The organism is Pseudomonas sp. WC1 (assembly GCF_050586565.1).
Classification (GTDB): Bacteria; Pseudomonadota; Gammaproteobacteria; order Pseudomonadales; family Pseudomonadaceae; genus Aquipseudomonas.
The window spans coordinates 64,933-87,824 of the sequence record NZ_JBOBDQ010000014.1 but is presented as its reverse complement, the minus strand read 5'-3'; the positions used below and the strand labels follow the sequence as shown (position 1 = coordinate 87,824).

The following is a 22,892-nucleotide window of genomic DNA, read 5'->3' as shown; positions in this document are numbered from 1 at the left end:
TTATACTACATGCTTGCCAACCCGCCCAGCTAATCGAACGTGGAGAGTGGTGGTTTGACGATTCCTTGCGACATCCTGGTCTTCGGCGGCACGGGCGACCTGGCCCTGCACAAACTGCTCCCGGCGCTCTACCACCTGTATCGCGAAGCCCGCCTGCACACGGCCGTGCGGATTATCGCCCTGGCCCGACGCAACCTGCCGCGCACCGACTACGTCAAGCTCGCCGAGCGCCATTGCCGGGCGCAGGTCGCCCGCCAGGACTTCGACGAAGACGTCTGGCAGCGCTTTTCGGCGCGGCTCGACTACTTCCCCATGGACGCGGCGCAGAGCGCCGACTTCGGCCGCCTGGCCCGCTACCTGGGTGAGCCCGGCGGCCTGACGCGGATCTTCTACCTGGCCACCGCGCCCAAGCTGTTCGTGCCGATTGCCACTCACCTGCGCATCGCCGGCCTGGCCGACAGCGAAGCGCGCATCGTGCTGGAAAAGCCCATCGGCCACTCGCTGGAGTCGGCCACCGCGATCAACGAAGCGATCGGCGCGGTGTTCGACGAATCCCAGGTCTTTCGCATCGACCACTACCTGGGCAAGGAAACCGTGCAGAACCTCATGGCCCTGCGCTTTGCCAACGCCTTGCTCGAGCCGGTATGGCGCAACGGCCAGGTCGACCATGTGCAGATCAGCGTCTGTGAAACCCTCGGTGTGGAAAACCGTGGCGCCTACTACGACCGTGCCGGCGCCACCCGCGACATGCTGCAGAACCACCTGCTGCAACTGCTCTGCCTGGTGGCCATGGAGCCCCCCTCGGAGTTCGAGGCCGAGGCGGTACGCGACGAGAAGGTGAAGATCCTCCGCGCCCTCAAGCCCATCACCGGCCAGGACGTACAGGACAAGACCGTGCGGGGTCAGTACGGCGCCGGCAAGATCGGCGGCCAGGAAGTGCCGGCCTACTATTTCGAGAAGGACGTGGACAACGACAGCGACACCGAAACCTTCGTCGCGGTCCAGGCGCACATCGACAACTGGCGCTGGGCCGGCGTGCCGTTCTACCTGCGTACCGGCAAGCGCATGGCGCGGCGCTCCTCGCAGATCGTCATCCAGTTCAAACCCGTGCCGCACGAGCTGTTCAGCGGCGGCCAGGTCAACCAGCTGCTGATCCAGCTACAACCGGACGAGCACATCAGCCTGCGCATGATGACCAAGAGCCCAGGCAAGGGCATGCGCCTGGCGCCGGTCGAGCTGGACCTCAACCTGGCCCAGGCCTTCGCCCAGACCCGCCGTTGGGAGGCCTACGAACGGCTGTTGCTGGATGTACTCGAAGGCGATTCGACGTTGTTCATGCGCCGCGACGAGGTCGAAGCCGCCTGGGCCTGGATCGACCCGATCCTGCAGGGCTGGGAGGAGCATTTCCAGGCGCCGCGCCCTTACCCCGCCGGCAGCAATGGCCCGGAACAGGCCAACAGCCTGCTGGCGCGCCTGGGCCAGGCCTGGCACGCCTAGCCCAGGTCGGCGGTCGAACGCCCCAGCAGCGCCTTGAACGACGCGGCATCGACCGGCCGGCTGATCAGGTAGCCCTGCACCTCGTCACAGCCGTGCTCGCGCAGGAACTGCAGCTGCTCACGAGTTTCCACCCCTTCGGCCACCACCTTCAATTGCAGGCTCTGCGCCATGGCAATGATCGCCCGGGTGATGGCCGCGTCCTGCGTGCCTTCGAGCAGGCCGCGGATAAACGCCTGGTCGATCTTCACGTAATCGACCGGGAAACGCTTGAGGTAGCTCAGTGACGAATAACCGGTACCAAAATCGTCGATGGCCAGCTTCACCCCCAGCGCGTGTAGCTGCTCGAAGGTGGCGATGATGTGCTCGACACTGTCCAGCAACTGGCTTTCGGTCAGTTCCAGCTCCAGCAGGTGCGGCGCCAGGCCGGACTCCTGCAGTACCTGACGCACCAGGCTGACCAGCTTGCCCTGGCGCAACTGGTACACCGACAGGTTGACCGAAACACGCACTTCCAGGCCCTGGCGCAGCCACTCGCAGGCTTGCCAGCAGGCCTGGCGCAGCACGAACTCGCCCATGGGCGCGATCAACCCGGTTTCCTCCGCCAGACCGATGAACTCGCTGGGTGGCACCATGCCCCATTGCGGGTGCTGCCAGCGTACCAGGGCCTCGGCGGCGTGCAGCTGGCCGGTGCGCAGGCACAGCTTGGGCTGGTAGTAGACCAGCAGTTGGCCTTCGTCGATGGCCTTGCGCAACTGGTTCTCCAGTTGCAGGCGCTCCAAGGTGCTGGCACGCAGGCTCTCGGTATAGAACTGGAAGCTGTCGCCGCCCAGATGCTTGGCATGCTGCTTGGCCATGTCGGCCTGGCTGACCAGGGCATTGAGATCCAGGCTGGCGTCGGACAGCAAGCTGATGCCCACCGAGGCGCTGATCACCACCTCGTGCCCGCCCACACGCAGGGGCACGCGCAGTTTGTCCAGCAGCCGGGTGGTGACACGCACCAGGCTGGATAAGTTGGTATAGCCGTCGAACAGCACCGCGAACTCGTCGCCAGACAGGCGCGCCACGGTGTCGGCCTCAGGCACCGCGTTGGCCAGGCGCTGGGCCATCTTCTTGAGCAACTGGTCGGCCAGTTCATGGCCCAGGCTCTCGTTGAGCAGCTTGAAGCGGTCCAGGTCGACGTGCAGCAGCGCCAGGCTGCGGCCATTCAGGCGCATGCGCTGCGCCGCCTCGTGCAGGCGCAGGCGGAACAACGCACGGTTGGCCAGGCCGGTGAGGTCGTCGTAATGTGCCAGGTAGCGCAGGCGCTCCTCCGATTCTCGGCGCGCCGACAGGTCGGTGAAGAAGCCGACGATATTGACGATGCGCCCCCGCACATCGCTCACGCTGTTGAGCTGCAACCATTGGGGGTAGAGTTCGCCGCTCTTGCGCGCCTCGACCAACTCACCCTGCCAGCGGCCCTGCTGGTCCAGCGCCTGATCAATGGCCTGGCTGTGGCGCCGGGCGTCACGGCTGCAGGGCAGCTCCAGGGCGTTGCGGCCTATCAGCTCGGCGCGGCCATAGCCAGTGACATCGCAGAAGGCCTGGTTGACCGCCAGCAGCTGGAAGTCGGCATCGAGAATGGCGATCCCCTCGCTGGCTGCCTCGAACACCGTCGCGGCCAGACGTTGCTGCTCCTCCTGCTCCTTCTGTACGGTGATATCACGACGGGTGCCCAGCATGCGCAGGACCTTGCCCTGGGCATCGGATTCCACCGCCCGCCCACGGTCCTCGATCCAGCACCAGTGGCCCTGGGCATGGCGCACCCGGTACTCGACCCGGTAGTCCTCGGTGCGCCCCTTGAGGTGTTCGACCAGCGTGCGCCGCAGCAGCGGCAGGTCATCGGGGTGCAGCCGCGGCTTGAGGTCGGCGCGCACCGAACGGACCTGCTCGGCGTCGAGGCCGAACAGGGCATGCAGTTGCGTGTGATGGACCTCGTCAGTCTCCAGGTTCCAATCCCACAGCCCCAGCTCGCTGGCCTGCAGGGCCAGGGCCAAGCGCTGCTCGCTCTTGCTCAGGGCCTGGTTGGCCAGGTCCAGTTCATGGCTGCGCTCGGCCACGCGCTGTTCAAGGCCGGCATGGGCCTGGCGCAGGTCGTCCTCGGCCTGGCGGCGCTGGGCGATTTCGGCGCTGAGCTTGCGGTTCAGCCCCTCGCTGTGGCGCTGGGCGCACTGCAGATGTTCGATCAGGGCCTGGTTCTGGAAGCGACGCAGCAAGCCACGCTCAATCAGGCGATTGACCTGCCAGGCCACCACCATCAGTGCCACCAGCAGGATCAGCCCCAGCCACCCCCAGCCACGCTGGTGCCCGGCGTCATAGACGAAGAGAAACGCGATGGGCGGCAGCAGGCACGGCACCGCGAAGCTGAGGAACGCCGGCAGGCTGACCGCGTAGGCGACACTGGCCGACAACGCCGCCGCCCCGAGCAAGCCGAACACCCAGGCCTGCTGCACGAAGTTGTCCGCTGGCGCCAGGGCTATCACCGCACTGGCCAAGGTCAGGCCGCTGAACGCAGAACCGAGCAGGAACATCCGCCGCCAGACTGGTTTGGCCTGACGAACCGGTGTCGCCGATTCGAAGGCCGCCACCTGGATCACCCTCAGCACCACCAGTGCCAGCAGCCAGGCCATCCACACGCCAACCAGCAGATAGCGCCCAGGGCCCCACAGCAGCCAGGCGCTGAGCAGGCCGTTGAGCAGCATGAACAACGTGGGCAGCAGAGAGCCCTGGTAAAGCAGGCGAGTACGCTCGATCGACAGTTGGGTGGCGAATTGCCTGCGAACGCTCCGTGTCGTCTCCGGCGATGCTCCGATCGCCATGCAATCCTGGGTCATATGGCTGGATTCTTTTGAGTTCTTGTTATGGCTGACCACAAATGTGCAGGGAGAATACACAAGCGTCGCGTCAGACCAAACTGCTCTACGTCATGATTTGGAAAATGTCTTGTCCGTCCAGGTCTGACCGCTCAACCACGGGGCGCTGCCAGCAGCGCCGATGAACGGTAGATGGCCTGTGCGGTGATTTGCAGCGCGGGCGTTTGCCCCTGCCTGCGCGCGGCCATAGAATGCCCGCATGCATAATGACGACCTCTCCCTCCTGCTGAACTCCCTCAACGACGCCCAGCGCCAGGCCGTGGCGGCCTCCGTCGGGCGCCAACTGGTGCTGGCCGGCGCCGGCTCGGGCAAGACCCGCGTGCTGGTGCACCGTATCGCCTGGCTGATCCAGGTCGAACAGGCTTCGCCGCACTCGATCCTGTCGGTGACGTTCACCAACAAGGCCGCGGCGGAAATGCGCCAGCGTATCGAGCAACTGCTGGGCATCAATCCGGCCGGGATGTGGGTCGGCACGTTCCACGGCCTGGCCCACCGGCTGTTGCGGGCGCACTGGCAGGAGGCAGGGCTGGCGCAGAACTTCCAGATCCTCGACAGCGACGACCAGCAGCGCCTGGTCAAGCGGGTGATCCGCGAAATGGGCCTGGACGAGCAGAAATGGCCCGCGCGCCAGGTGCAGTGGTTCATCAATGGCCAGAAGGACGAGGGCCTGCGCCCGCGACATATCCAGGCCAGCGGCGACCTGTTCCTGGCCACCATGCGCGACATCTATGTCGCCTATGAACAGGCTTGCGACCGCGCCGGGGTCATCGATTTCTCCGAACTGCTGCTGCGCGCCCTCGACCTGTGGCGCGACCAACCGGACCTGCTCAGGCATTACCAGCGCCGCTTCCGCCACCTGCTGGTGGACGAGTTCCAGGACACCAACGCCGTGCAGTACGCCTGGCTGCGCCTGCTGGCCTCCGGTGGCGACAGTCTGATGGCGGTGGGTGACGACGATCAGTCGATCTACGGCTGGCGTGGCGCCAAGATCGAGAACATCCACCAATACACCGCCGACTTCCCCGACGCCGAGTTGATCCGACTGGAGCAGAACTACCGTTCCACCGGCGGCATCCTCAAGGCGGCCAACGCCCTGATCGCCAACAATAGCGGCCGTCTGGGCAAGGAACTGTGGACCGACATGGGCGAGGGCGAACCCCTAACGCTCTACGCTGCGTACAACGAGCACGACGAAGCGCGCTACGTGGTAGAGACCATCGAAAGTCTCATCAAGCAGGGCAACGCTCGCGACGAGATCGCCATCCTCTACCGTTCCAACGCCCAGTCGCGGGTGCTGGAAGAGGCCCTGCTGCGCGAACGCATTCCCTACCGCATCTATGGCGGCCAGCGCTTCTTCGAACGCGCCGAGATCAAGAACGCCATGGCCTACCTGCGTCTGCTCGAGGGCCGCGGCAACGACGCGGCGCTGGAGCGGGTGATCAACGTGCCGCCACGCGGCATCGGCGAGAAGACCGTCGAGGCCATCCGCGAACACGCCCGCCACAGCCAGCTGTCGATGTGGGACGCCATGTGCCAGCTGCTGGCTGCCAAGGCCCTCAAGGGCCGCGCCGCCAGTGCGCTGGGTGCCTTCATCGAGCTGCTCGAGAACCTCGCCGCCAAGGTGCTGGACATGCCACTGCACCTGATGACCCAGACCGTCATCGAACAGTCCGGCCTGATCATCTACCACCAGGAAGAAAAGGGCGAGAAAGGCCAGGCCCGGGTGGAAAACCTTGAGGAACTGGTCAGCGCGGCGCGCAACTTCGAGACCAGCGACGACGACGCCGACCTGTCGCCACTGTCGGCGTTCCTCGGCCATGCCTCGCTGGAGGCCGGGGACACCCAGGCCGACGAGCACGAGGACAGCATCCAGCTGATGACCCTGCACAGCGCCAAGGGCCTGGAGTTCCCCTACGTGTTCCTGGTGGGCATGGAGGAAGGCCTGTTCCCGCACAAGATGAGCCTCGAAGAACCCGGCCGCCTCGAAGAAGAACGGCGCCTGGCCTACGTGGGCATCACCCGGGCCATGCGCCAGCTGTTCATGACCTACGCCGAAACCCGTCGCCTGTACGGCAGCGAAACCTACAACAAGGTGTCGCGTTTCGTCCGGGAGATTCCGGCCGGGCTGGTGCAGGAAGTGCGCCTGTCGAATACCGTCAGCCGCCCGTTCGGCGGCGCCAAGACGCCCGCGAGCAGCCTGTTCGCCAACGCCAGCATCCCGCAGACCGCCTTCAGCCTTGGCCAGCGGGTGCAGCATGCGGTGTTCGGCGAAGGCGTGATCCTCAACTTCGAGGGCTCCGGTGCCCAGGCGCGGGTGCAGGTGAACTTCTCCGAAGGCAGCAAATGGCTGATGCTTGGATACGCCAAGCTGGAAGCCATCTGAGCCCAATCGCGGGGCTTGCCCCGCGATGACCTTTCATACAACGCCCGTCCGCATTCCCGACTATCAGGCAAAAGCTCGAAACATGTTGTCGCTGGCTATGTCTGCCGGTTCATGTGCACCATGACGCGCGTGCAATCCACACAAACGGGAATCCCCAACTTATGCAACGTTTTCTTAGCATCGCTCTGGCGCTCTGCGTCGGCCTGACGCTGAGCCTCGACGCCAACGCCAAGCGCTTCGGTGGCGGCAAGAGCTCGGGCTCCGCGCCTATCCACCAGACCCGCCAGGCAACCCCGACCACCCCTGCCGCCGCCCCGACCGCGCCAGGCCGCGCACCCGCTGCCGCCAGCGGCGCCTCGCGCTGGCTGGGCCCACTGGCCGGCCTCGCCGCCGGTGGCCTGCTGGCCTCCATGTTCATGGGCGACGGCTTCGATGGCATGCAGATCCTCGACTTCCTGATCATGGGCCTGATCGCCTTCCTGGTCTTCCGCTTCATCGCCGCGCGACGCCGCCAGCAGCAGCCGCAACACGCTGCCGCCGGCCATGCCCCGTACCAGCGTGAAGCCCAGCCGCAGGCCGCCCCGCAGTCGATCTTCGGCGGTGCCGCCGCACCGGTTGCCGCGCCTGCAATCAACGCCCCGGCCTGGTTCAACGAAGCCAGCTTCCTGGCCGCCGCCCGTTCGCACTTCCAGTCGCTGCAGCAGCACTGGGACGCCAACGAGATGGACAAGATCGCCGAGTTCGTCACCCCGCAGATGCTCGAGTTCCTCAAGCGTGAGCGCGCGGAACAAGGTGAAGGCTTCCAGTCCACCTACATCGACGACCTCGATGTGCAACTGGACGGCGTAGACGACCGCGCCGACCAGACCGACGCCACCCTTACCTTCCGTGGCGTGTCGAAGACTTCGCGCTTCGACCAGGGCGAAGCGTTCAGCGAAAGCTGGCACATGGTTCGCGCCCAGGGCGAAAACCAGCCTTGGCTGCTGGCCGGTATCCGCCAAAACGGTTAACCGTCGCACGTTGCAGAAAAAACCCCGGGCCTGTCCCGGGGTTTTTGCTTTTGCCAGAGCGGCCTACTAGGGTATAACGCGCAGCGTTGTCATAAGGTCAGAGGATGTGAACCGTGGAAGAAGTGATCGAACAACTCCGTGAAGCCAACGAGCCGGTACCGGTGCCGCTGGAACTGCCGGACGAGGATCAGCTGGTCGAAATCGAGGAAGAGCTGTTCATCAATATCCCCTTCGTGTTCAAGGAATACCTGCTGACCGTCAGTGACGTGGTGTACGGCAGCCTCGAGCCGGTGACCGTGACCGACCCGCAATCCCACACCTACCTGCCGGAGGTGGCGGCCAATGCCTGGGACGCCGGCGTGCCCCGCGACCTCATCCCGATCTGCCAGGACGGAGACGATTTCTACTGCGTTGAAGAGGACGGCACCGTGGTGCTGTGGTCCGGTGAAGAGGAAATCGTCACCGAGGAAAGCTGGGAATCGGTCTGGCACTGGGCGCGGGATGTCTGGCTGGAAAGCTGAATGAGAAATACCCGCACAAAGTGATGGCTTATAGCTACCAATCACTCGTAGAATCGCCAGGCTCTCTGCGCCTGGCGACACTGCTACCGCTCCATCCCCTCGGACGACGGTGAAATCTTGCGCAGAAAGCGTTAACCGCTCCCTCAGTGCGAATGATCGCGGCTGTTCTCCAACGTCTCCAGCAACGCCACCTGCATTCGCGTATGCACACGGATCAGCCAGCGCCACAGCAGCGCCACCACCACCGCCGCCACTACCCCGATGATCAGCAGCAGTTCGCTGGTCGGCAGAATGCTCGCCGACAAGGCTGACAGCAGCAGGAAGATCACCAGCAGTGACAACAACGGTATCACCTCGGCAATTACCCGCCGTACACGCTGGGTATGCCGCCCCGCCATCTCGGGTTTGACCCCCATCTCCGCCAGCAGCATCGACAGCGCCTTGAGCTTGCGATAGGCGGCGATCAGGAACGGCAGCGACAGCAGCAGCGCCGCGCCCCAGATCAGGGCCTTCTGCTGACCGGCATCCGTCACCCATTCGCTCAACCAGGCGCCGATACGCCCGGCAAAGTAGCCGCCACTGAAGAAGATCGCGATCACCAGCGCCAGGTTAACCCCCACCTGCAACAAGATGCGCCGGATCATCGCCGCCAGCATGGCCCCCTCGCCTTGGGGCTGAATACTGCGCAACCACTCGCCGTACAGTGAAAGCACCCGTGCCAGACGGCTTGGTACTACCTTGCCCAGCTTGATCGACAACGGGTCGGCGGCGCGAATCAGGTAGGGTGTGAGCAAGGTGGTGATGGCCGAGACAGCCACCGCGACCGGGTAGAGGAAGTCGCTGGTGACCTGCAGGGTCATGCCCAGGGCGGCGATGATGAAGGAGAATTCACCGATCTGCGAAAGCCCCATCCCCACACGCAGTGAAGTGCGCCCATCATTGCCGGCAATGAAGGCCCCCATGCCGCAGGAGAGCATCTTGCCCAGCACCACCGCCAGGGTGATGACCACGATCGGCCAGGCGTACTCGAGCAGGATCGACGGGTCGATCATCAGGCCGATGGCCACGAAGAAGATGGCACTGAACAAGTCGCGCACCGGCTCGATCAGGCGCTCGATCTTCAGCAGCTCACGGGACTCGGCCATGATCGCGCCGATCAGGAAGGCACCCAGCACCATGCTGTACTCAAGCTTGACCACCAGCAGGCAGAAGCCGAAACACAGGCCGAGCACGGTAATCAGCAGCATCTCGTTGCTTTCGAACTTCGCCACGTAGGCCAACAACCGCGGCACCAGCAGGATGCCGATGACCAGCGCGACGATCATGAACAGCGACAACTTGCCCACGGTCGAGAACACCTCGCCAGAGCTTACCGTGCCACTGACGGCTATGCCCGACAGCAGCGCGATGATACCGATGCCGAGAATGTCCTCGACGATCAGCACGCCGAAGATCAGTTGGGCAAAGCGCTCGTTCTTCATTTTCAGGTCGTTGAGCGCCTTGACGATGATGGTGGTCGAGGAAATCGCCAGGATCGCCCCGAGGAACAGCGAATCCATGGTGTTCCAGCCAAACCAGCGACCTATCTCGAAACCGATCCAGATCATCAGGACGATTTCCAGGAAGGCGGCGATGAATGCCGTGGCGCCGACCTTGAACAGCTTGCGCAGGCTGAACTCCAGGCCCAGGCAGAACATCAGGAAGATCACCCCCAGTTCGGCCAGGGTCTTGATCGTGTCTTCGTCGTGGATCAGCCCGAACGGCGGCGTGTGCGGCCCGATGATGAAGCCGGCGACGATGTAGCCCAGCACCACTGGCTGCTTGAAGCGATGAAAGAGAATGGTGACCACCCCGGCAACCAGCATGATCACCGCCAGATCCTGGATGAAGCTGATGGCATGCATGGCGTGTTACTCCTTGTTTTCGATGCTGGGGCTAACCGCTCCTCTACCGGTAAGACCCTGGGCGCGGAGCGGGCACATACTGTTGTGATTGACGCAAAAGCCCACGTTGCATGGGCGTCGTCAGGTTAACATCGCGCCTTGCCGCAAATTGCCAATGCAATATGCAGAAACAGATCGGCAGATTCGACACCGCCGATGGCAATATTGGCGTGACGATGGAGCGTCAGCCGACGTCCCGTACCAGGATGGGAAACCTCAAAGAGGGGAAACAGAAGTGTCTGCAGATACCCGCCCCGATACCGTGCAAATTCACCGTGAGCTCTCTATGGAACCTGGAAACGCCCAGCTGACCATGACCGTCCTGATGACACCGGACATGGCCAATTTCTCTGGCAACGTACACGGCGGCACCCTGCTCAAGTACCTCGACGAAGTCGCCTATGCCTGCGCCAGCCGCTATGCCGGCACCTATGTGGTGACCCTGTCGGTGGACCAGGTGATCTTCCGCGAACCTGTGCATGTCGGCGAACTGGTGACCTTCCTGGCCTCGGTCAACTACACCGGCAATACCTCGATGGAGGTGGGCATCAAGGTTGTCACCGAGAATATCCGCGAGCGCTCGGTGCGCCACTCCAACAGTTGCTTCTTCACCATGGTCGCGGTGGACGACGACCGTCGTCCGGTGAAGGTGCCACCGCGCCAGCCGCAGAGCAGCGAGGAGAAGCGCCGCTTCCTGCAAGGCCAGCAGCGCCGCCAGATCCGCCAGGAGCTGGAGCAGCGCTACCAGAACCTCAAGACCGACGCGATCTAGTACATCAAGCGCTGCGCCTCGAAGCGCACCCGTGGATGGGCGATTCGATCCTGGGCCCGCACCAGTTGCAGTTCGTAGCTGGCGCAGGCCTGGGTTTCCAGCAGCACCTCATGCACGGCGGCGGCGGTGAACTCGAACGCGTGCAGCCAGTTGTCGCCAAGCAACACCCGAGCCAGGAACAAACCTGACGTCAGGTCGCCCACCCCTACCGGCTGACGCGGGAACGCCAGCAACGGCCGACGCAGGTGCCAGCTGGCTTCACGGGTCACCAGGAGCATCTCGAAGGCATCGTCCGCGCGCTGTGGATAATTCAGGTGCTTGACCAGCACAACCTGCGGCCCACGCTCCAGCAACCCGCGCGCCATGCCCACGCAATCCTCCAGCGACTGCGCGCGACGGCCACAGAAACTGTCCAGCTCGAGCTGGTTGGGGCACAGGATATCGGCCTTGGCCACGGCCTGCTCGAGCAGGAACTCACTGACCTCGGCCGGCACGATGCAACCTTTCTCGGCATGGCCCATGACCGGGTCGCACAGGTACAAGGCCCTGGGATTGACCGCCTTGATCCGCTCGACGCCAGCCAGGATCGCCCGCCCCTGCTCGGCACTGCCCAGGTAACCCGACAGCACCGCATCGCAGTGGCCCAATTCGCCGATATTGGAAATGCCTTCCACCAACGCGGGAATTTGCGCTGGCGCAAGCACTTCCCCCGCCCACTGGCCATACTGAGTGTGGTTGGAGAACTGCACCGTGTTGAGTGGCCAGACGTTGACCCCGACCCGCTGCATGGGAAACACCGCGGCGCTGTTGCCGGCGTGTCCAAAGACCACGTGGGACTGAATGGCGAGCAGGTGCGGTGTACGTTTCATGCAGGGCGCTTCCGAAACTGTGTGAAGAAATGTGCGGCCCGCAGTATGAACCTGATTGCCATCTGTACGACAGGCCAGAGACGCAGTTAAGCTGGATCGACCTGTCTGGAGCTTACGCAAATGCTGACCCTGGAAAACCTTTTCGTCCTGATGCTGGTGGCGACCGCAGGCGCCTGGCTGTGGCACAACCACGGGCTTCGCGAGAAGGCCCTGGCTCGGGTCAAGCAGCATTGCGCCAAGCTCGACCTGGAACTGCTCGACGACGCCGTGGCGCTCAAACGCATCGCCTTCGTGCGCGACGCCAATGGCCGAAAGCGCCTGGCGCGCATCTACAACTTCGAGTTCACCGTCACCGGCGAACAACGTCACCCAGGCACCGTCACCCAGTTCGGCGCCCATACCATGCAGATCGAACTTGCACCTTACCCGTTCGAGATCAAGACCCCGCCACGCACCGACAACGTCATCGAAATGCAGCAATGGCGCCAGGAACATAACCGCTGGCGCAATTGATCACTCCGCCAGGTAACACTTGCCGATGGCCGCCTGGAGCATCTGCAAGGGTTGTGGCTGATCGAATATCAGCTCGATGCGCGAGTCCCTGCGCCATTCGCTGGGGCGCCATTCCAGCGCCCCACGTTCCAGGCCATTGAACGACTGCCACCCCGCCGCGCTGTGGATAACCCCCTTTGCCCGGCGCCACGACCATTGTTCAAGAACGCCACGTAGCGCCATTTCATCGAAGACCTGGCCCGGATGCCAGCGCCAACCTACGCTCCAGCCCTCCTCCGCCAACCGGGACTGACAGATCGGTTGCCGCGGATCCACCCACAAGGAGGGCTGTGGGACGGGGCTGTTATCCACAGGCAGGCTGGAAAGGTCGAGTGAACCCGCTGGCGCTGCGGACGATACAGGCAAACCGGCGAACGCTAGCGCGCCATGATCCGTCCACAACGCCGGGACTTCAGGCAATGATGCAGTTATCAACAGGCGGGCGGCAGCATCCACGGCACTCGCCTTGTTGAACAGCAGCAACCCCGCCTTCGCCAATGCCATGCTCTGTGCCTCGGGCAAGTCAGCGCCCCGGGAAAGGGCGGCGGCATCCAGCACCATCAACAGTGGCTGGACCGACAGTACACCGGTCCAAGGCGCCCGCCCCAGCTGCTCCAGCAATTCGAGGGGGTGACCGAGGCCGGACGGCTCGATGAACAGGCGATCCGGGCGCGCCTTGCGCAGCAGGCGGCCGAGCCCCACCTGGAACGGTGCGCCATTGACGCAGCACAGGCAGCCTCCCGCCACCTCTCCGATGGCGATCCCCGCCTCGTCACGGCTGAGCAAGGCGGCATCCAGGCCGATCTGGCCAAATTCGTTGACCAGCACGGCCCAACGCTCACCAATCGGTCGTTGGTCCAGCAAGTGACGGATCAGGCTGGTCTTGCCGGCACCTAGCGGGCCGGCGATCACATGGGTGGGGATGTTCTGCAACATGGCTCGGTATCGCAAGGGCTTGATGGCAGTCTATACCGGGGCGTCCGGCAATTCATTCCAACCAGTCCAGGCTCAACAGCAAGCGACGTTCCCCGGCGGGGGTCTGCGGGGACCGGTGGACCAAGCCCGCACCCTCGTTGCCCAGCCACTTCTCGCCCTTGAGCAGGGCTACCTCTCCCGCCACCAATCGCCGGACGTTATCCACAGGCGGCGGCGCCAGCTGCAACCGGGCACGATCGATGGCACCCTCTGGCAGCCATTCGCTACCTGCGCCAGCGTAGGTACTGAGCAGGCGCAATGGAACATGGTCCACATGCATGCGCGGGCACATCGCCCCCTCAAGCACCCGCAGCCGCACCCCCAGGCGCCGAGCACCCAGCAAGCAGGTATAGGCCGCCACCAGCCAGGCCACATCGGCGACGAAACCATCGTAGCCATGTAGATCGGCGGTTTCTCTGAGCAGCCCGGGCAACGCTGGCGGCTGGCGTTCATCCACCTCGATCACGCGCTCATCGGCCAATGGCTGGCCCAGGCTCAGCACCAGGTTGGCGAAGTCTTCGACCTGGGCCGGCAGGCGGCGCTGCCAGACCGCGAGGTTGACCCCATCCTGGAGAATCTCCGTCATCACCTGGGGTGACTCACCGAAGACCTGGCGGATATCCACAGTCATGCCGCAGCGTCCTCATGCCACTCACCAAACGGGTCCGGCAGGCGCAGCCAGCCCATCGGCCCCAACTCCATTTCCTGGTCATCGAGCAGGCAGGCTTCCAGCTCTGTGGATAACCGAACAAAGTCGATGTTCTGCCCGATGAACACCAGTTCCTGCCGGCAGTCGCCCGCTTGCGCGGACCACTGCTTGAGGATCGCCGCAGTGTTCTCTTCATCCTGCGGCCATTGCTCGCGCGGCACGAAACGCCACCAACGACCAGCCAGGCCATGGCGCATCATGCCCCCGGCCTGCGACCAGCTACCGGCCTCCTGGAACTTGCTGGCCAACCAGAAGAACCCTTTGGAGCGCAGCAAGCGGCCGTTGCTCCAGGGCTTGTGGATAAAGTCGAAGAAACGCTGCGGATGGAATGGCCGGCGCGCCTGCCAGGTGGTGGCGGCAATACCATACTCCTCGGTTTCCGGCACATGCTCGCCACGCAGCTCCTGTAGCCAGCCCGGCGCCTGCGCGGCTTGGTCGAAATCGAACAGGCCGGTATCGAGGATGCGCGCCAGCGGCACCTGGCCCATCACCATTGGCACGATCTGCGCCCGTGCATTGAGGCTGCGCAGGATGGCGCTCAGCTCTTCGCGCTCATGCTGGCTGATCAGGTCGATCTTGCTCAGCAGCAACACGTCAGCGAATTCGACCTGCTCGATCAGCAAGTCACTGATCGAGCGTTCGTCACCTTCGCCCAAGGTCTCGCCCCGACTGGCCAAGCTGTCGGCTGCCTGATAATCGCGAAGGAAGTTCAGCCCATCGACAACAGTGACCATGGTGTCGAGGCGCGCCATGTCGGAGAGACTGCGGCCCTGCTCATCGCGAAAGGTGAACGTCTCGGCGACCGGCAGCGGCTCGGAAATACCCGTGGACTCGATCAGCAGGTAATCGAAGCGACCCTCGCCCGCCAACCGGGCCACCTCCTCCAGCAGGTCTTCACGCAGTGTGCAGCAGATGCAGCCGTTGCTCATCTCAACCAGCTTTTCCTCAGCGCGGTTGAGGCTGACATTGCGTTGCACCTCACTGGCATCGATGTTGATTTCACTCATGTCGTTGACGATCACGGCCACGCGCAAGTTGTCGCGGTTACGCAGGACATGGTTGAGCAACGTGCTCTTGCCGGCACCCAGGAAGCCGGACAGCACGGTGACAGGAAGACGGTTGGGCATGACGAACCTCATCGGGCAGGCGCATTCGAAACGATGCATTGCATAATGTTATATTATAACAATACAATTTCGCCAAGCCGTATCGCCGAACGGTTGTCTGGAGAGCGTCATGAAACTACCTGGCGTCATCGCCCTGCTGCTGCTCGTTCATCCAGAGCAGCTCTTTGCCATGCCCACTACCGACCTTGCACGGTGCACCCGCAGCGCAACCTTGCTGGCCTGCCAGGACAGCAAGGGCAACTACTACAGCGTGCGAACCGAAGGCAGCACCTTTTACCTGCGTGGGTATGAAGTTGCGAGCAAGCGGCTGTGGGCACAAACCAACAGCCGCCATGGCGCATTGACGTTTTTCACCGGCCTGGCCAGCGACGGCGAGGCTTGGGTGGGTTACAGCCGGCGTATTGGATGGACCACGCAGAATCGTGTTTCCAGCTCCAGCGGCCAACGCTTCAACCTGCATTGCAGCCTCATCGGCGGTTGCCGGTGACTATCAACCGTCCAGGATTTCTTCCATGACCAGCCTCTCCCTTCCCGATGTCGCCGCCCAGAGCAACCAACAGGCACTGCCGCTGGACTGGGTGGGCATGAGTGGCATCGCCGTCGCGCTGCAACTCGACGGGCGCACCGTAACCGCTTTCGCCGATGCCGGAGTGAGCCTCGACGATGGTGCCTCACGCGGCATCCACATGTCCCGACTGTACCTGGCATTGGAAGCGCTGGAGCAGCAAGCCCTCTCAACTCCACTACTACGCCAGATACTGCGGGCCTTTCTGCTAAGCCACACCGGCCTGTCCAACAACGCTTATCTACGGCTGACGTTTGATCATTTGCTCAAGCGGCCGGCATTGATCAGCCCGTTGGCTGGCTGGAAGCGCTACCCGGTGACCGTGGATGCCAAGCTGGAATATGAAATGTTCCACGTGGAACTATCAGTGAATGTGCCCTACTCGTCGACGTGCCCATGCTCGGCAGCACTTGCAAGACAGCTGATCCAGGAGCAGTTCGACAGGGACTTTGCCCATCGGCCATTGGATAGGCGCGGCATTCGCCAATGGCTGGGCAGCAGTGACGGGATCGTCGCGACGCCCCATAGCCAACGGAGCCTAGCCAGGCTTCAGGTACGCCTTGCAGGGGAAGCGCTGAACCTGACAGGGCTGATCGACGCGGCGGAAGCTGCGCTGGGCACTGCAGTGCAGACCGCCGTGAAGCGCGCAGACGAACAGGCATTTGCCCTGGCCAATGGTCAGAACCTGATGTTCTGCGAAGATGCTGCCCGGCGCCTGCACCTGGCATTGGCGCAGATAGAGGAGGTGGCGGGGTTCAGCGTGCGCGTGGAACACGCAGAGAGCCTGCATGCCCACGACGCGGTCGCGGTTACTCAACATCGGTGGTGAGCGCTACTTCAACTGCGTGGCTTCACTGTTCCACAATCGTTACCCAGCCAGACCGCCCGGGTGTCCATGCTGCCCTGTTGCTGAACGCCGGACGCATTGAATGTGCCGTTGACCTTGGTAACAAACTCACGGTCGCTGAGGAAGGTGGCTTGGCCGTTGCCCTGGGCTTTCGGGCAGCTGAACTGGAACTTCCAGACATTGCCATTGCGCTCGGTGATCTTCTGCGTACAGCCCGATTGCGGGTCCTGCAGCGGAATGTCGTTGGTCTTGACCTGCTCGGGTGTCAGGCACGAACGCACACCCTTGCCGCCCACGGTGATGCCCTGCTTGGCCAGGGCACCTTCCATCATCGCCCGTTGCTCGGGCGGCAGGTTCTTCAACTGGCCGAGCATGAACTCCATGTCTGGCAACGGCTTGCCATCGACCTGCATGTTGCTGGTGGTCAACTCCCACAAGCCGGGTTGCAACATCTGCGCGTGAACCAGCGGGCTGCCCAACCCCAGTACCAGGGCGAGCAGTGGCAGACGAATCTTCATGGATGAAAGCTCCTCGAAATACCGGCTCTGGCCGGACTGAGCCTTTAGACGCCGAATTCGCCTGCGGGTTGCAGTGGCCCCCTCGAACGTGGTCTGTTAGCAGCAGTGCTCTCGGCAAGCAGGATGCGTATGGATTACCACAGCCCCTACTTTTTCGGTTACGTGCTCGGTCTGATTCACCTGCTCGGCCTGGCCGCCGCGCTCCATGCGGTGTTCACCGTACGCACCGCCCAAGGTGCGATTGCCTGGGCCATGTCGCTGCTGTTCATCCCCTACCTCACCCTCATCCCCTATCTGGTATTCGGCGCCCGCTCCTTCTATGCGTATATCCAGGCGCGGCGACAGGCCAACCAGGAAATGCATGTGGCCATGGCCAACCTGAACTGGCGCCCATGGGTGGAGGAAGCACTGACCGCCCGGGAGTCGGGCGGCTATGCCGCCCTGCGCGCCATGCCCAGGCTCGGGCGCATGCCATGCCTGGCCAACAACGAAGTGAAACTGCTGATTGATGGCGCGGCCACGTTCGAGGCGATCTTTTCCGCCATCCGCATGGCGCGGGACACCGTGCTGGTGCAGTTCTTCATCATCCACGACGATGCCCTGGGCAAGGAGCTGCAGCAGCTATTGCTGCGCAAGGCCGCCGAAGGTGTACGGGTGTTCGTGCTCTACGACCGCGTCGGCAGCCACGCGCTGCCGGGCAGCTATAGCCAGGTGCTGCGTGACGGTGGCGTGCAGATCGAAGCGTTCGCCACACGGCGCGGCTGGTTCAACCGTTTCCAGGTCAACTTTCGCAACCATCGCAAGATCGTGGTGGTCGATGGCCTGCAAGGTTTTCTCGGCGGCCACAACGTGGGCGACGAATACCTCGGAGCGCACCCCAAACTTTCGCCCTGGCGCGATACCCACGTGCAGATCAGCGGCCCGGTTCTGGCCTGCCTGCAGGAGTCCTTCGCCGAGGACTGGTACTGGGCCACGCGCCAGCTACCGCCGCTAATCCTGCCTGATGCCTACCCCGAGGATGGCGTGCTGTGCCAGGCACTGGCCAGCGGCCCGGCCGACCCCCAGGAAACCTGTGCGCTGTTCTTTCTCGAAGCGATTCATTCGGCGAGCAACCGGGTGTGGATCACCAGCCCCTACTTCATTCCCGACGAAGCCATCTTCGCCGCCCTGCGCCTGGCGGTACTGAGGGGCGTCGACGTACGTATCCTGATTCCCTCACGTCCCGATCACCGGATCGTCTACGCCGCCTCCAGCCTGTTCGCCTTCGAAGCGGTTCGCGCCGGGGTGCGCATGTTCCGCTATCAACCGGGCTTCCTGCACCAGAAGGTGGTACTGGTGGACGATGAGGTCAGTGCCATCGGTAGCGCCAACCTCGACAACCGATCGTTCCGGCTGAATTTCGAGATCACCTTGCTCACGGTGGATCGCGCCTTTGCCGATCAGGTCGAGCACATGCTGGCGAATGATTTCGAGCAGGCCAGGGAGATCACCGCTGAAGACAGCCGCGACACCCATCGTCTGCAGCAGTTGGGGATGCGCATCGCACGCCTGATTTCACCGATCCTGTAGCGCGCAGCGGCGTGCAGGACAAGCACGCCGCTGCACAGGTCAGCGATACAGGTCCTCACGGGTCCATGGCAGATCGTGGTGACCGTCGGCGTACGGCTTCACTGCGAGAATCTGATGGAGGTTGATCCAGCCCTTGGTGAAGGCATAGGCACAACCGGCCAGGTACAGGCGCCAGATTCGCAAGGTCTTCTCCGGCACCAGCGCGGCGGCGCGATGCAACTGGTTCTCGAGGTTCTCGCTCCAGTGGTTCAGGGTTTTGGCGTAGTGCAGGCGCAGGCTCTCGATGTCGACCACCTCCAGACCCGCTTCGCAAATCCGTGCAGTGATCATCGAGATATGCGGCAGCTCGCCATGGGGGAACACATAACGGTCAATAAAGTCGCCCGCGCCACGGCCGACGGGGCGGCCATCGACATGCTTGGCAGTGATGCCATGGTTCATCACCAGGCCACCTTCGCGCACCGCACCGAACAGCCGTTTGCAGTACAGCTCGAGATTGGCGTGGCCGACATGCTCGAACATGCCGACGCTGACCACCTTGTCGAAGCGGCCATCCTGGGGGAGGTCGCGGTAGTCGAGGATCCGCAGGTCGACCTTGTCAGCCAGGCCCTCCTCCTTCACCCGCTGGCGGCCCAGCTTCAGCTGCTCCTTGCTCAGGGTGATGCCGAACACCTTGGCGCCGTACTCGCGAGCAGCGAATCGCGCCAGCCCGCCCCAGCCACAACCGACATCCAGCAGGTAATCGCCAGCCAGCAGCCGCAGCTTGCGGCACAAGTGGTCGAACTTGTCCTGCTGAGCCGGGGCCAGGGCATTGTCCGGCTCCTTGAAATAGGCACAGGAATAGACCATGTCCGGATCGAGCCACAATTGGTAGAACTCGTTGGACAGGTCGTAGTGATAGGAAATCGCTTCGGCATCGGTGGCCTTGTCATGAGCAGTGCGTGCCGGCACGGCCTCATCTTCATCCTGAAGCAAGGCATCGCTGAGTTCGTCGCAAACCCGGATGACTTCGCCTATATCGCCTTCCAGCTCCAGCTTGCCCTCGACGAAGGCCGATCCCAGCTCATTGAGGTTGGGATGGGTGAGCTGGGTAATGAGCTGGGGTTCCTTGACCACGATGGTGACTTGCGGGCTCGGCCCCAGATCGAACTGGTTGCCGTCCCACAGCTTGACGCGCAAAGGTAAGTGCAAGCTCTGCAACGCAGGTGGAAGTTGCGCAAGCATTCATGACCCTCCCTTTCGTTGATACGGGACGCCACGCCTTAATGTGTCGGACGCCACCGCATCAGGGTAGTTCATTCGTACGAAGTTTCCGGTAATCACGACCATAGTCTAGAACTATCTGGCGCAGCCTATTCAGCAGATTGTATACAATAATGCCCGCTCAGATTAACCTTGTGCCCTCTTCGCTTCCTCACACTCTCGGAGTAACGAAACCCATGAAATCCTATGACGTGGTGATCATCGGCGGCGGCCCCGGCGGCTACAACGCAGCGATCCGCGCGGGCCAGCTGGGCCTGAGCGTGGCCTGTGTCGAGGGTCGCTCGACCTTGGGCGGCACCTGCCTGAACGTCGGTTGCATGCCTTCCAAGGCATTGCTGCACGCTTCCGAGTTGTATGAGGCAGCCAGTGGCGATGAGTTCGCCCATCTGGGGATCGAGGTCAAGCCGACCCTCAACCTGGGCCAGATGATGAAGCAGAAAGATGAAAGCGTGACGGGCCTGACCAAGGGCATCGAATACCTGTTCCGCAAGAACAAGGTTGACTGGATCAAGGGCTGGGGCCGCCTGGACGGGGTTGGCAAGGTGATCGTCAAGGCCGAGGACGGTAGCGAAACCACCCTGCAGGCCAAGGACATCGTCATTGCCACCGGCTCGGAACCCACGCCGCTGCCTGGCGTGACCATCGACAACCAGCGCATCATCGACTCCACCGGCGCCCTGTCGCTGCCCCAGGTGCCCAAGCACCTGATCGTCATCGGCGCCGGGGTGATCGGCCTGGAGCTGGGTTCGGTATGGCGTCGCCTGGGTGCCGAAGTGACGGTGATCGAGTACCTGGACCGCATCTGCCCTGGCACCGACGAAGAAACCGCCAAGACCCTGCAGAAAGCCCTGGCCAAGCAAGGCATGGCCTTCAAGCTGGGCAGCAAGGTGACCCAGGCCACGGCCGCGGCCGACGGCGTCACACTGACCCTGGAACCCGCCGCCGGTGGTACCGCCGAAACCCTGCAGGCCGACTACGTGCTGGTAGCTATCGGCCGCCGTCCTTATACCCAGGGCCTGAACCTGGAAAGCGCCGGGCTGGAAACCGACAAGCGCGGCATGCTCGCCAACGACCATCACCGCAGCGCGGTGCCTGGCATCTGGGTGATCGGCGACGTCACCTCCGGACCGATGCTGGCACACAAGGCCGAGGACGAAGCGGTGTCGTGCATCGAGCGCATCGCTGGCAAGGCCCATGAAGTCAACTACAACCTCATCCCGGGCGTCATCTACACCCGCCCGGAACTGGCCAGCGTCGGCAAGACCGAAGAGCAGCTCAAAGCCGAAGGGCGGGCCTACAAGGTCGGCAAGTTCCCCTTCACCGCCAACAGCCGCGCCAAGATCAACCATGAGACCGAGGGCTTCGCCAAAGTCATCGCCGATGCCGAGACCGATGAGGTGCTGGGCGTGCACCTGGTCGGCCCAAGCGTGAGCGAGATGATCGGCGAGTTCTGCGTGGCTATGGAGTTCTCGGCCTCGGCCGAGGACATCGCCCTCACCTGCCACCCGCACCCGACCCGCTCCGAGGCCCTGCGCCAGGCGGCGATGAATGTGGAAGGGATGGCGATGCAGATCTGACTTCTGGGGGCCGCTTTGCGGCCCCTGCACCCGTCAACCGTGCGCCAACTGTTTATCCACACCTGCGCGGAACCGCGAAGCCAGGAACGGTGTGATGTCCAACGGCAGCGGCTCATTGTGGACAACCTTGTCCAGCAACACGCCAGTAATCGCCGACGTCAGAATCCCGGTACGGAAATGTCCACAGGCGTTGAAATACCCTTGGACATTATCCACAGGCCCGAGAATCGGCAGCTCGTCCGGTGACCCAGGCCGCAAGCCAGCCCAGGTGCGCTTGAGGTTCACCTGCGCCAGCTGTGGCACACAGCGGATCGCCCCCTGCACCAACCCGTTGATCTCCGGGAAGGTATTGGTGACATCGAAGCCCTTCTCCTCGGTGGTACTGCCGATCAGGATCTCGCCGTTGTCCTTCTGCGCCATGTAGCAATCGCTGGTGGTGATGCAGCCATCGAGCAGCTTGGGTAGACGCTCGGTCAGCACGATCTGGCCTTTCACCGGTTTGACCGGAATACTCTCCCCAGTCGCCCACTCGCTCAATTCCGCCGCCCAGGCGCCAGCGGCATTGATCAATGTACCGCAATGGAACTCACCAGCCTCGGCGGTGCGCACGCCCTTGATCCGGGTGCCTTCATGCAGCACGCCGGTGATGTTCACGTTCGGGTACAGGTCGACGCCGTTCTGCCGCGCCGCCTCCATGAACGCATCACCCAGGCGGAACGGGCTGACCTGGTGATCGCAGAGAAACTCCAGCGCGCCATTGGCCTTGAGCGTTACCGCCGGCTCCGAAGCGCGCAGCGCGTCGCGGTCGAGCCAGCGAACCTGGTCGGCCAGGTGCGGGATCTGCTTGACGATATGTTCGGCGTACAGCTGGTCTTCTTCATCCTGGATGATGTACTTGAGCCCGGTCCGCTCGAACTTGAAGTCCATGCCGTGGCGTCCGATCAGCTCCTGGTGCAGCTGTGGATAAATCGCATTGGACTGCAAGGCGAAGTCGAAGAAGCATTCCGGCAGGATGTGCGGCGTGCTCGAATCGACCACCACCGCCGCGCCGTTGGCCTCGCGCTTGCTGCGCGAGGACATCATGCGAAAGAAGATCACCCCGCAACCCAGCCCCACTGATTCGCCGATGGCCCACAGGCCGCCGGCCGAAGCGCGGGTAGCGTTGCCCGGGCGCTTGCAGTCGATCAAGGCGATCTTCAGGTTCTTGCGCTTGGACAGCTGGTAGGCGCAGGACGCGCCGATCACCCCGCCACCGGCGATGATGATGTCGTAGTGCTTGTTCATGC

General features: G+C 63.2%; 19 protein-coding genes. 10 read left to right on the top strand and 9 right to left on the bottom strand.

The features are described from left to right. The first annotated feature begins 54 nt into the window (after nucleotides 1-54). Entirely contained in the window at nucleotides 55-1,497 is a 1,443-nt protein-coding gene (gene zwf, locus ACQ4OD_RS09195; RefSeq protein ID WP_102683416.1) for a glucose-6-phosphate dehydrogenase, read from the top strand. On the opposite strand, the gene ACQ4OD_RS09190 is transcribed toward zwf, so the two are convergent. Beyond that, on the bottom strand, nucleotides 1,494-4,352 hold the full coding sequence (locus ACQ4OD_RS09190; protein WP_139674793.1) for an EAL domain-containing protein: 2,859 nt from the start codon (nucleotides 4,350-4,352) through the stop codon (nucleotides 1,494-1,496). The two genes, zwf and ACQ4OD_RS09190, sit on opposite strands and share 4 nt — an antisense overlap. A gap of 253 nt (nucleotides 4,353-4,605) precedes the next feature. On the opposite strand from ACQ4OD_RS09190, the gene uvrD reads away from it, so the two are divergent. From uvrD to ACQ4OD_RS09175, 3 genes are all read left to right on the top strand, one after another. Continuing rightward, nucleotides 4,606-6,789: a DNA helicase II gene (gene uvrD, locus ACQ4OD_RS09185; protein ID WP_139674790.1), complete on the top strand. Its 2,184-nt coding sequence runs from the start codon at nucleotides 4,606-4,608 to the stop codon at nucleotides 6,787-6,789. A 161-nt stretch (nucleotides 6,790-6,950) separates the two neighbouring features. After that, on the top strand, nucleotides 6,951-7,799 hold the full coding sequence (locus ACQ4OD_RS09180) for a Tim44 domain-containing protein (protein ID WP_102683414.1): 849 nt from the start codon (nucleotides 6,951-6,953) through the stop codon (nucleotides 7,797-7,799). A 113-nt stretch (nucleotides 7,800-7,912) separates the two neighbouring features. Next, a complete protein-coding gene (locus ACQ4OD_RS09175; RefSeq protein WP_023629684.1) occupies nucleotides 7,913-8,320 on the top strand; it encodes an SMI1/KNR4 family protein in 408 nt (135 codons plus the stop codon). A gap of 143 nt (nucleotides 8,321-8,463) precedes the next feature. On the opposite strand, the gene ACQ4OD_RS09170 is transcribed toward ACQ4OD_RS09175, so the two are convergent. Next, nucleotides 8,464-10,224: a cation:proton antiporter gene (locus ACQ4OD_RS09170; protein WP_139674785.1), complete on the bottom strand. Its 1,761-nt coding sequence runs from the start codon at nucleotides 10,222-10,224 to the stop codon at nucleotides 8,464-8,466. A gap of 325 nt (nucleotides 10,225-10,549) precedes the next feature. Here ACQ4OD_RS09170 and ACQ4OD_RS09165 point away from each other — a divergent pair, with 325 nt between their 5' ends. Further along, nucleotides 10,550-11,035 carry an acyl-CoA thioesterase gene (locus tag ACQ4OD_RS09165; RefSeq protein WP_102683412.1) on the top strand — a complete coding sequence of 162 codons (486 nt, stop codon included), beginning with the start codon at nucleotides 10,550-10,552 and terminating at the stop codon, nucleotides 11,033-11,035. Here ACQ4OD_RS09165 and pdxY read toward each other — a convergent pair. Then, nucleotides 11,032-11,904 carry a pyridoxal kinase PdxY gene (gene pdxY, locus ACQ4OD_RS09160; protein WP_102683411.1) on the bottom strand — a complete coding sequence of 291 codons (873 nt, stop codon included), beginning with the start codon at nucleotides 11,902-11,904 and terminating at the stop codon, nucleotides 11,032-11,034. The two genes, ACQ4OD_RS09165 and pdxY, sit on opposite strands and share 4 nt — an antisense overlap. 120 nt (nucleotides 11,905-12,024) lie before the next feature. Here pdxY and ACQ4OD_RS09155 point away from each other — a divergent pair, with 120 nt between their 5' ends. Next, a complete protein-coding gene (locus ACQ4OD_RS09155; RefSeq protein ID WP_023629680.1) occupies nucleotides 12,025-12,417 on the top strand; it encodes a DUF3301 domain-containing protein in 393 nt (130 codons plus the stop codon). Here the strand turns inward: ACQ4OD_RS09155 and ACQ4OD_RS09150 are convergent, their stop codons facing one another. From ACQ4OD_RS09150 to zigA, 3 genes are read right to left on the bottom strand one after another with little or no spacing between them, the layout of a single operon-like run. Next, complete coding sequence (locus tag ACQ4OD_RS09150; protein ID WP_139674782.1) at nucleotides 12,418-13,392, bottom strand: CobW family GTP-binding protein; 975 nt, start codon at nucleotides 13,390-13,392, stop codon at nucleotides 12,418-12,420. A gap of 52 nt (nucleotides 13,393-13,444) precedes the next feature. Then, the gene (locus tag ACQ4OD_RS09145; protein ID WP_139674779.1) at nucleotides 13,445-14,062 is read right to left on the bottom strand and encodes a DUF1826 domain-containing protein; all 618 of its coding nucleotides are present in this window, start codon (nucleotides 14,060-14,062) and stop codon (nucleotides 13,445-13,447) included. After that, on the bottom strand, nucleotides 14,059-15,267 hold the full coding sequence (gene zigA, locus ACQ4OD_RS09140) for a zinc metallochaperone GTPase ZigA (protein WP_139674776.1): 1,209 nt from the start codon (nucleotides 15,265-15,267) through the stop codon (nucleotides 14,059-14,061). The genes ACQ4OD_RS09145 and zigA overlap by 4 nt, the downstream gene beginning before the upstream one ends. A gap of 109 nt (nucleotides 15,268-15,376) precedes the next feature. Between zigA and ACQ4OD_RS09135 the strand changes: the two genes are divergently transcribed. Together ACQ4OD_RS09135 and folE2 are read left to right on the top strand one after the other, a co-directional pair. Beyond that, a complete protein-coding gene (locus ACQ4OD_RS09135) occupies nucleotides 15,377-15,754 on the top strand; it encodes a glutamine synthetase (RefSeq protein ID WP_110696835.1) in 378 nt (125 codons plus the stop codon). Nucleotides 15,755-15,779: 25 nt separating this feature from the next. Beyond that, complete coding sequence (gene folE2, locus ACQ4OD_RS09130) at nucleotides 15,780-16,661, top strand: GTP cyclohydrolase FolE2 (protein ID WP_139674773.1); 882 nt, start codon at nucleotides 15,780-15,782, stop codon at nucleotides 16,659-16,661. Between the two features lie 8 nt (nucleotides 16,662-16,669). On the opposite strand, the gene ACQ4OD_RS09125 is transcribed toward folE2, so the two are convergent. Continuing rightward, nucleotides 16,670-17,197 (bottom strand): DUF3617 domain-containing protein, encoded by a 528-nt coding sequence (locus tag ACQ4OD_RS09125; protein WP_102683405.1) that lies wholly within the window; start codon nucleotides 17,195-17,197, stop codon nucleotides 16,670-16,672. A gap of 129 nt (nucleotides 17,198-17,326) precedes the next feature. Between ACQ4OD_RS09125 and cls the strand changes: the two genes are divergently transcribed. Continuing rightward, entirely contained in the window at nucleotides 17,327-18,766 is a 1,440-nt protein-coding gene (cls, locus tag ACQ4OD_RS09120) for a cardiolipin synthase (protein ID WP_430944192.1), read from the top strand. A 39-nt stretch (nucleotides 18,767-18,805) separates the two neighbouring features. On the opposite strand, the gene cfaB is transcribed toward cls, so the two are convergent. Next, nucleotides 18,806-19,990, bottom strand: a complete 1,185-nt coding sequence (gene cfaB, locus ACQ4OD_RS09115; protein WP_198754110.1) for a C17 cyclopropane fatty acid synthase CfaB — start codon at nucleotides 19,988-19,990, stop codon at nucleotides 18,806-18,808. A gap of 215 nt (nucleotides 19,991-20,205) precedes the next feature. Between cfaB and lpdA the strand changes: the two genes are divergently transcribed. Further along, the gene (gene lpdA, locus ACQ4OD_RS09110; RefSeq protein WP_139674764.1) at nucleotides 20,206-21,606 is read left to right on the top strand and encodes a dihydrolipoyl dehydrogenase; all 1,401 of its coding nucleotides are present in this window, start codon (nucleotides 20,206-20,208) and stop codon (nucleotides 21,604-21,606) included. A 33-nt stretch (nucleotides 21,607-21,639) separates the two neighbouring features. Here the strand turns inward: lpdA and hcnC are convergent, their stop codons facing one another. Beyond that, nucleotides 21,640-22,890: a cyanide-forming glycine dehydrogenase subunit HcnC gene (gene hcnC / locus ACQ4OD_RS09105; protein ID WP_139674761.1), complete on the bottom strand. Its 1,251-nt coding sequence runs from the start codon at nucleotides 22,888-22,890 to the stop codon at nucleotides 21,640-21,642. Between the last annotated feature and the right edge of the window lie 2 nt (nucleotides 22,891-22,892).

Bases quoted from the DNA above. Each gene is read 5' to 3' on its own strand.
- ACQ4OD_RS09190 (WP_139674793.1), bottom strand. From the start codon at position 4,352: ATGGCGATCGGAGCATCGCCGGAGACGACACGGAGCGTTCGCAGGCAA.
- uvrD (WP_139674790.1), top strand. From the start codon at position 4,606: ATGCATAATGACGACCTCTCCCTCCTGCTGAACTCCCTCAACGACGCC.
- ACQ4OD_RS09180 (WP_102683414.1), top strand. From the start codon at position 6,951: ATGCAACGTTTTCTTAGCATCGCTCTGGCGCTCTGCGTCGGCCTGACG.
- ACQ4OD_RS09170 (WP_139674785.1), bottom strand. From the start codon at position 10,224: ATGCATGCCATCAGCTTCATCCAGGATCTGGCGGTGATCATGCTGGTT.
- ACQ4OD_RS09165 (WP_102683412.1), top strand. From the start codon at position 10,550: ATGGAACCTGGAAACGCCCAGCTGACCATGACCGTCCTGATGACACCG.
- pdxY (WP_102683411.1), bottom strand. From the start codon at position 11,904: ATGAAACGTACACCGCACCTGCTCGCCATTCAGTCCCACGTGGTCTTT.
- ACQ4OD_RS09155 (WP_023629680.1), top strand. From the start codon at position 12,025: ATGCTGACCCTGGAAAACCTTTTCGTCCTGATGCTGGTGGCGACCGCA.
- ACQ4OD_RS09150 (WP_139674782.1), bottom strand. From the start codon at position 13,392: ATGTTGCAGAACATCCCCACCCATGTGATCGCCGGCCCGCTAGGTGCC.
- ACQ4OD_RS09145 (WP_139674779.1), bottom strand. From the start codon at position 14,062: ATGACTGTGGATATCCGCCAGGTCTTCGGTGAGTCACCCCAGGTGATG.
- zigA (WP_139674776.1), bottom strand. From the start codon at position 15,267: ATGCCCAACCGTCTTCCTGTCACCGTGCTGTCCGGCTTCCTGGGTGCC.
- ACQ4OD_RS09135 (WP_110696835.1), top strand. From the start codon at position 15,377: ATGAAACTACCTGGCGTCATCGCCCTGCTGCTGCTCGTTCATCCAGAG.
- folE2 (WP_139674773.1), top strand. From the start codon at position 15,780: ATGACCAGCCTCTCCCTTCCCGATGTCGCCGCCCAGAGCAACCAACAG.
- ACQ4OD_RS09125 (WP_102683405.1), bottom strand. From the start codon at position 17,197: ATGAAGATTCGTCTGCCACTGCTCGCCCTGGTACTGGGGTTGGGCAGC.
- cls (WP_430944192.1), top strand. From the start codon at position 17,327: ATGGATTACCACAGCCCCTACTTTTTCGGTTACGTGCTCGGTCTGATT.
- cfaB (WP_198754110.1), bottom strand. From the start codon at position 19,990: ATGCTTGCGCAACTTCCACCTGCGTTGCAGAGCTTGCACTTACCTTTG.
- lpdA (WP_139674764.1), top strand. From the start codon at position 20,206: ATGAAATCCTATGACGTGGTGATCATCGGCGGCGGCCCCGGCGGCTAC.
- hcnC (WP_139674761.1), bottom strand. From the start codon at position 22,890: ATGAACAAGCACTACGACATCATCATCGCCGGTGGCGGGGTGATCGGC.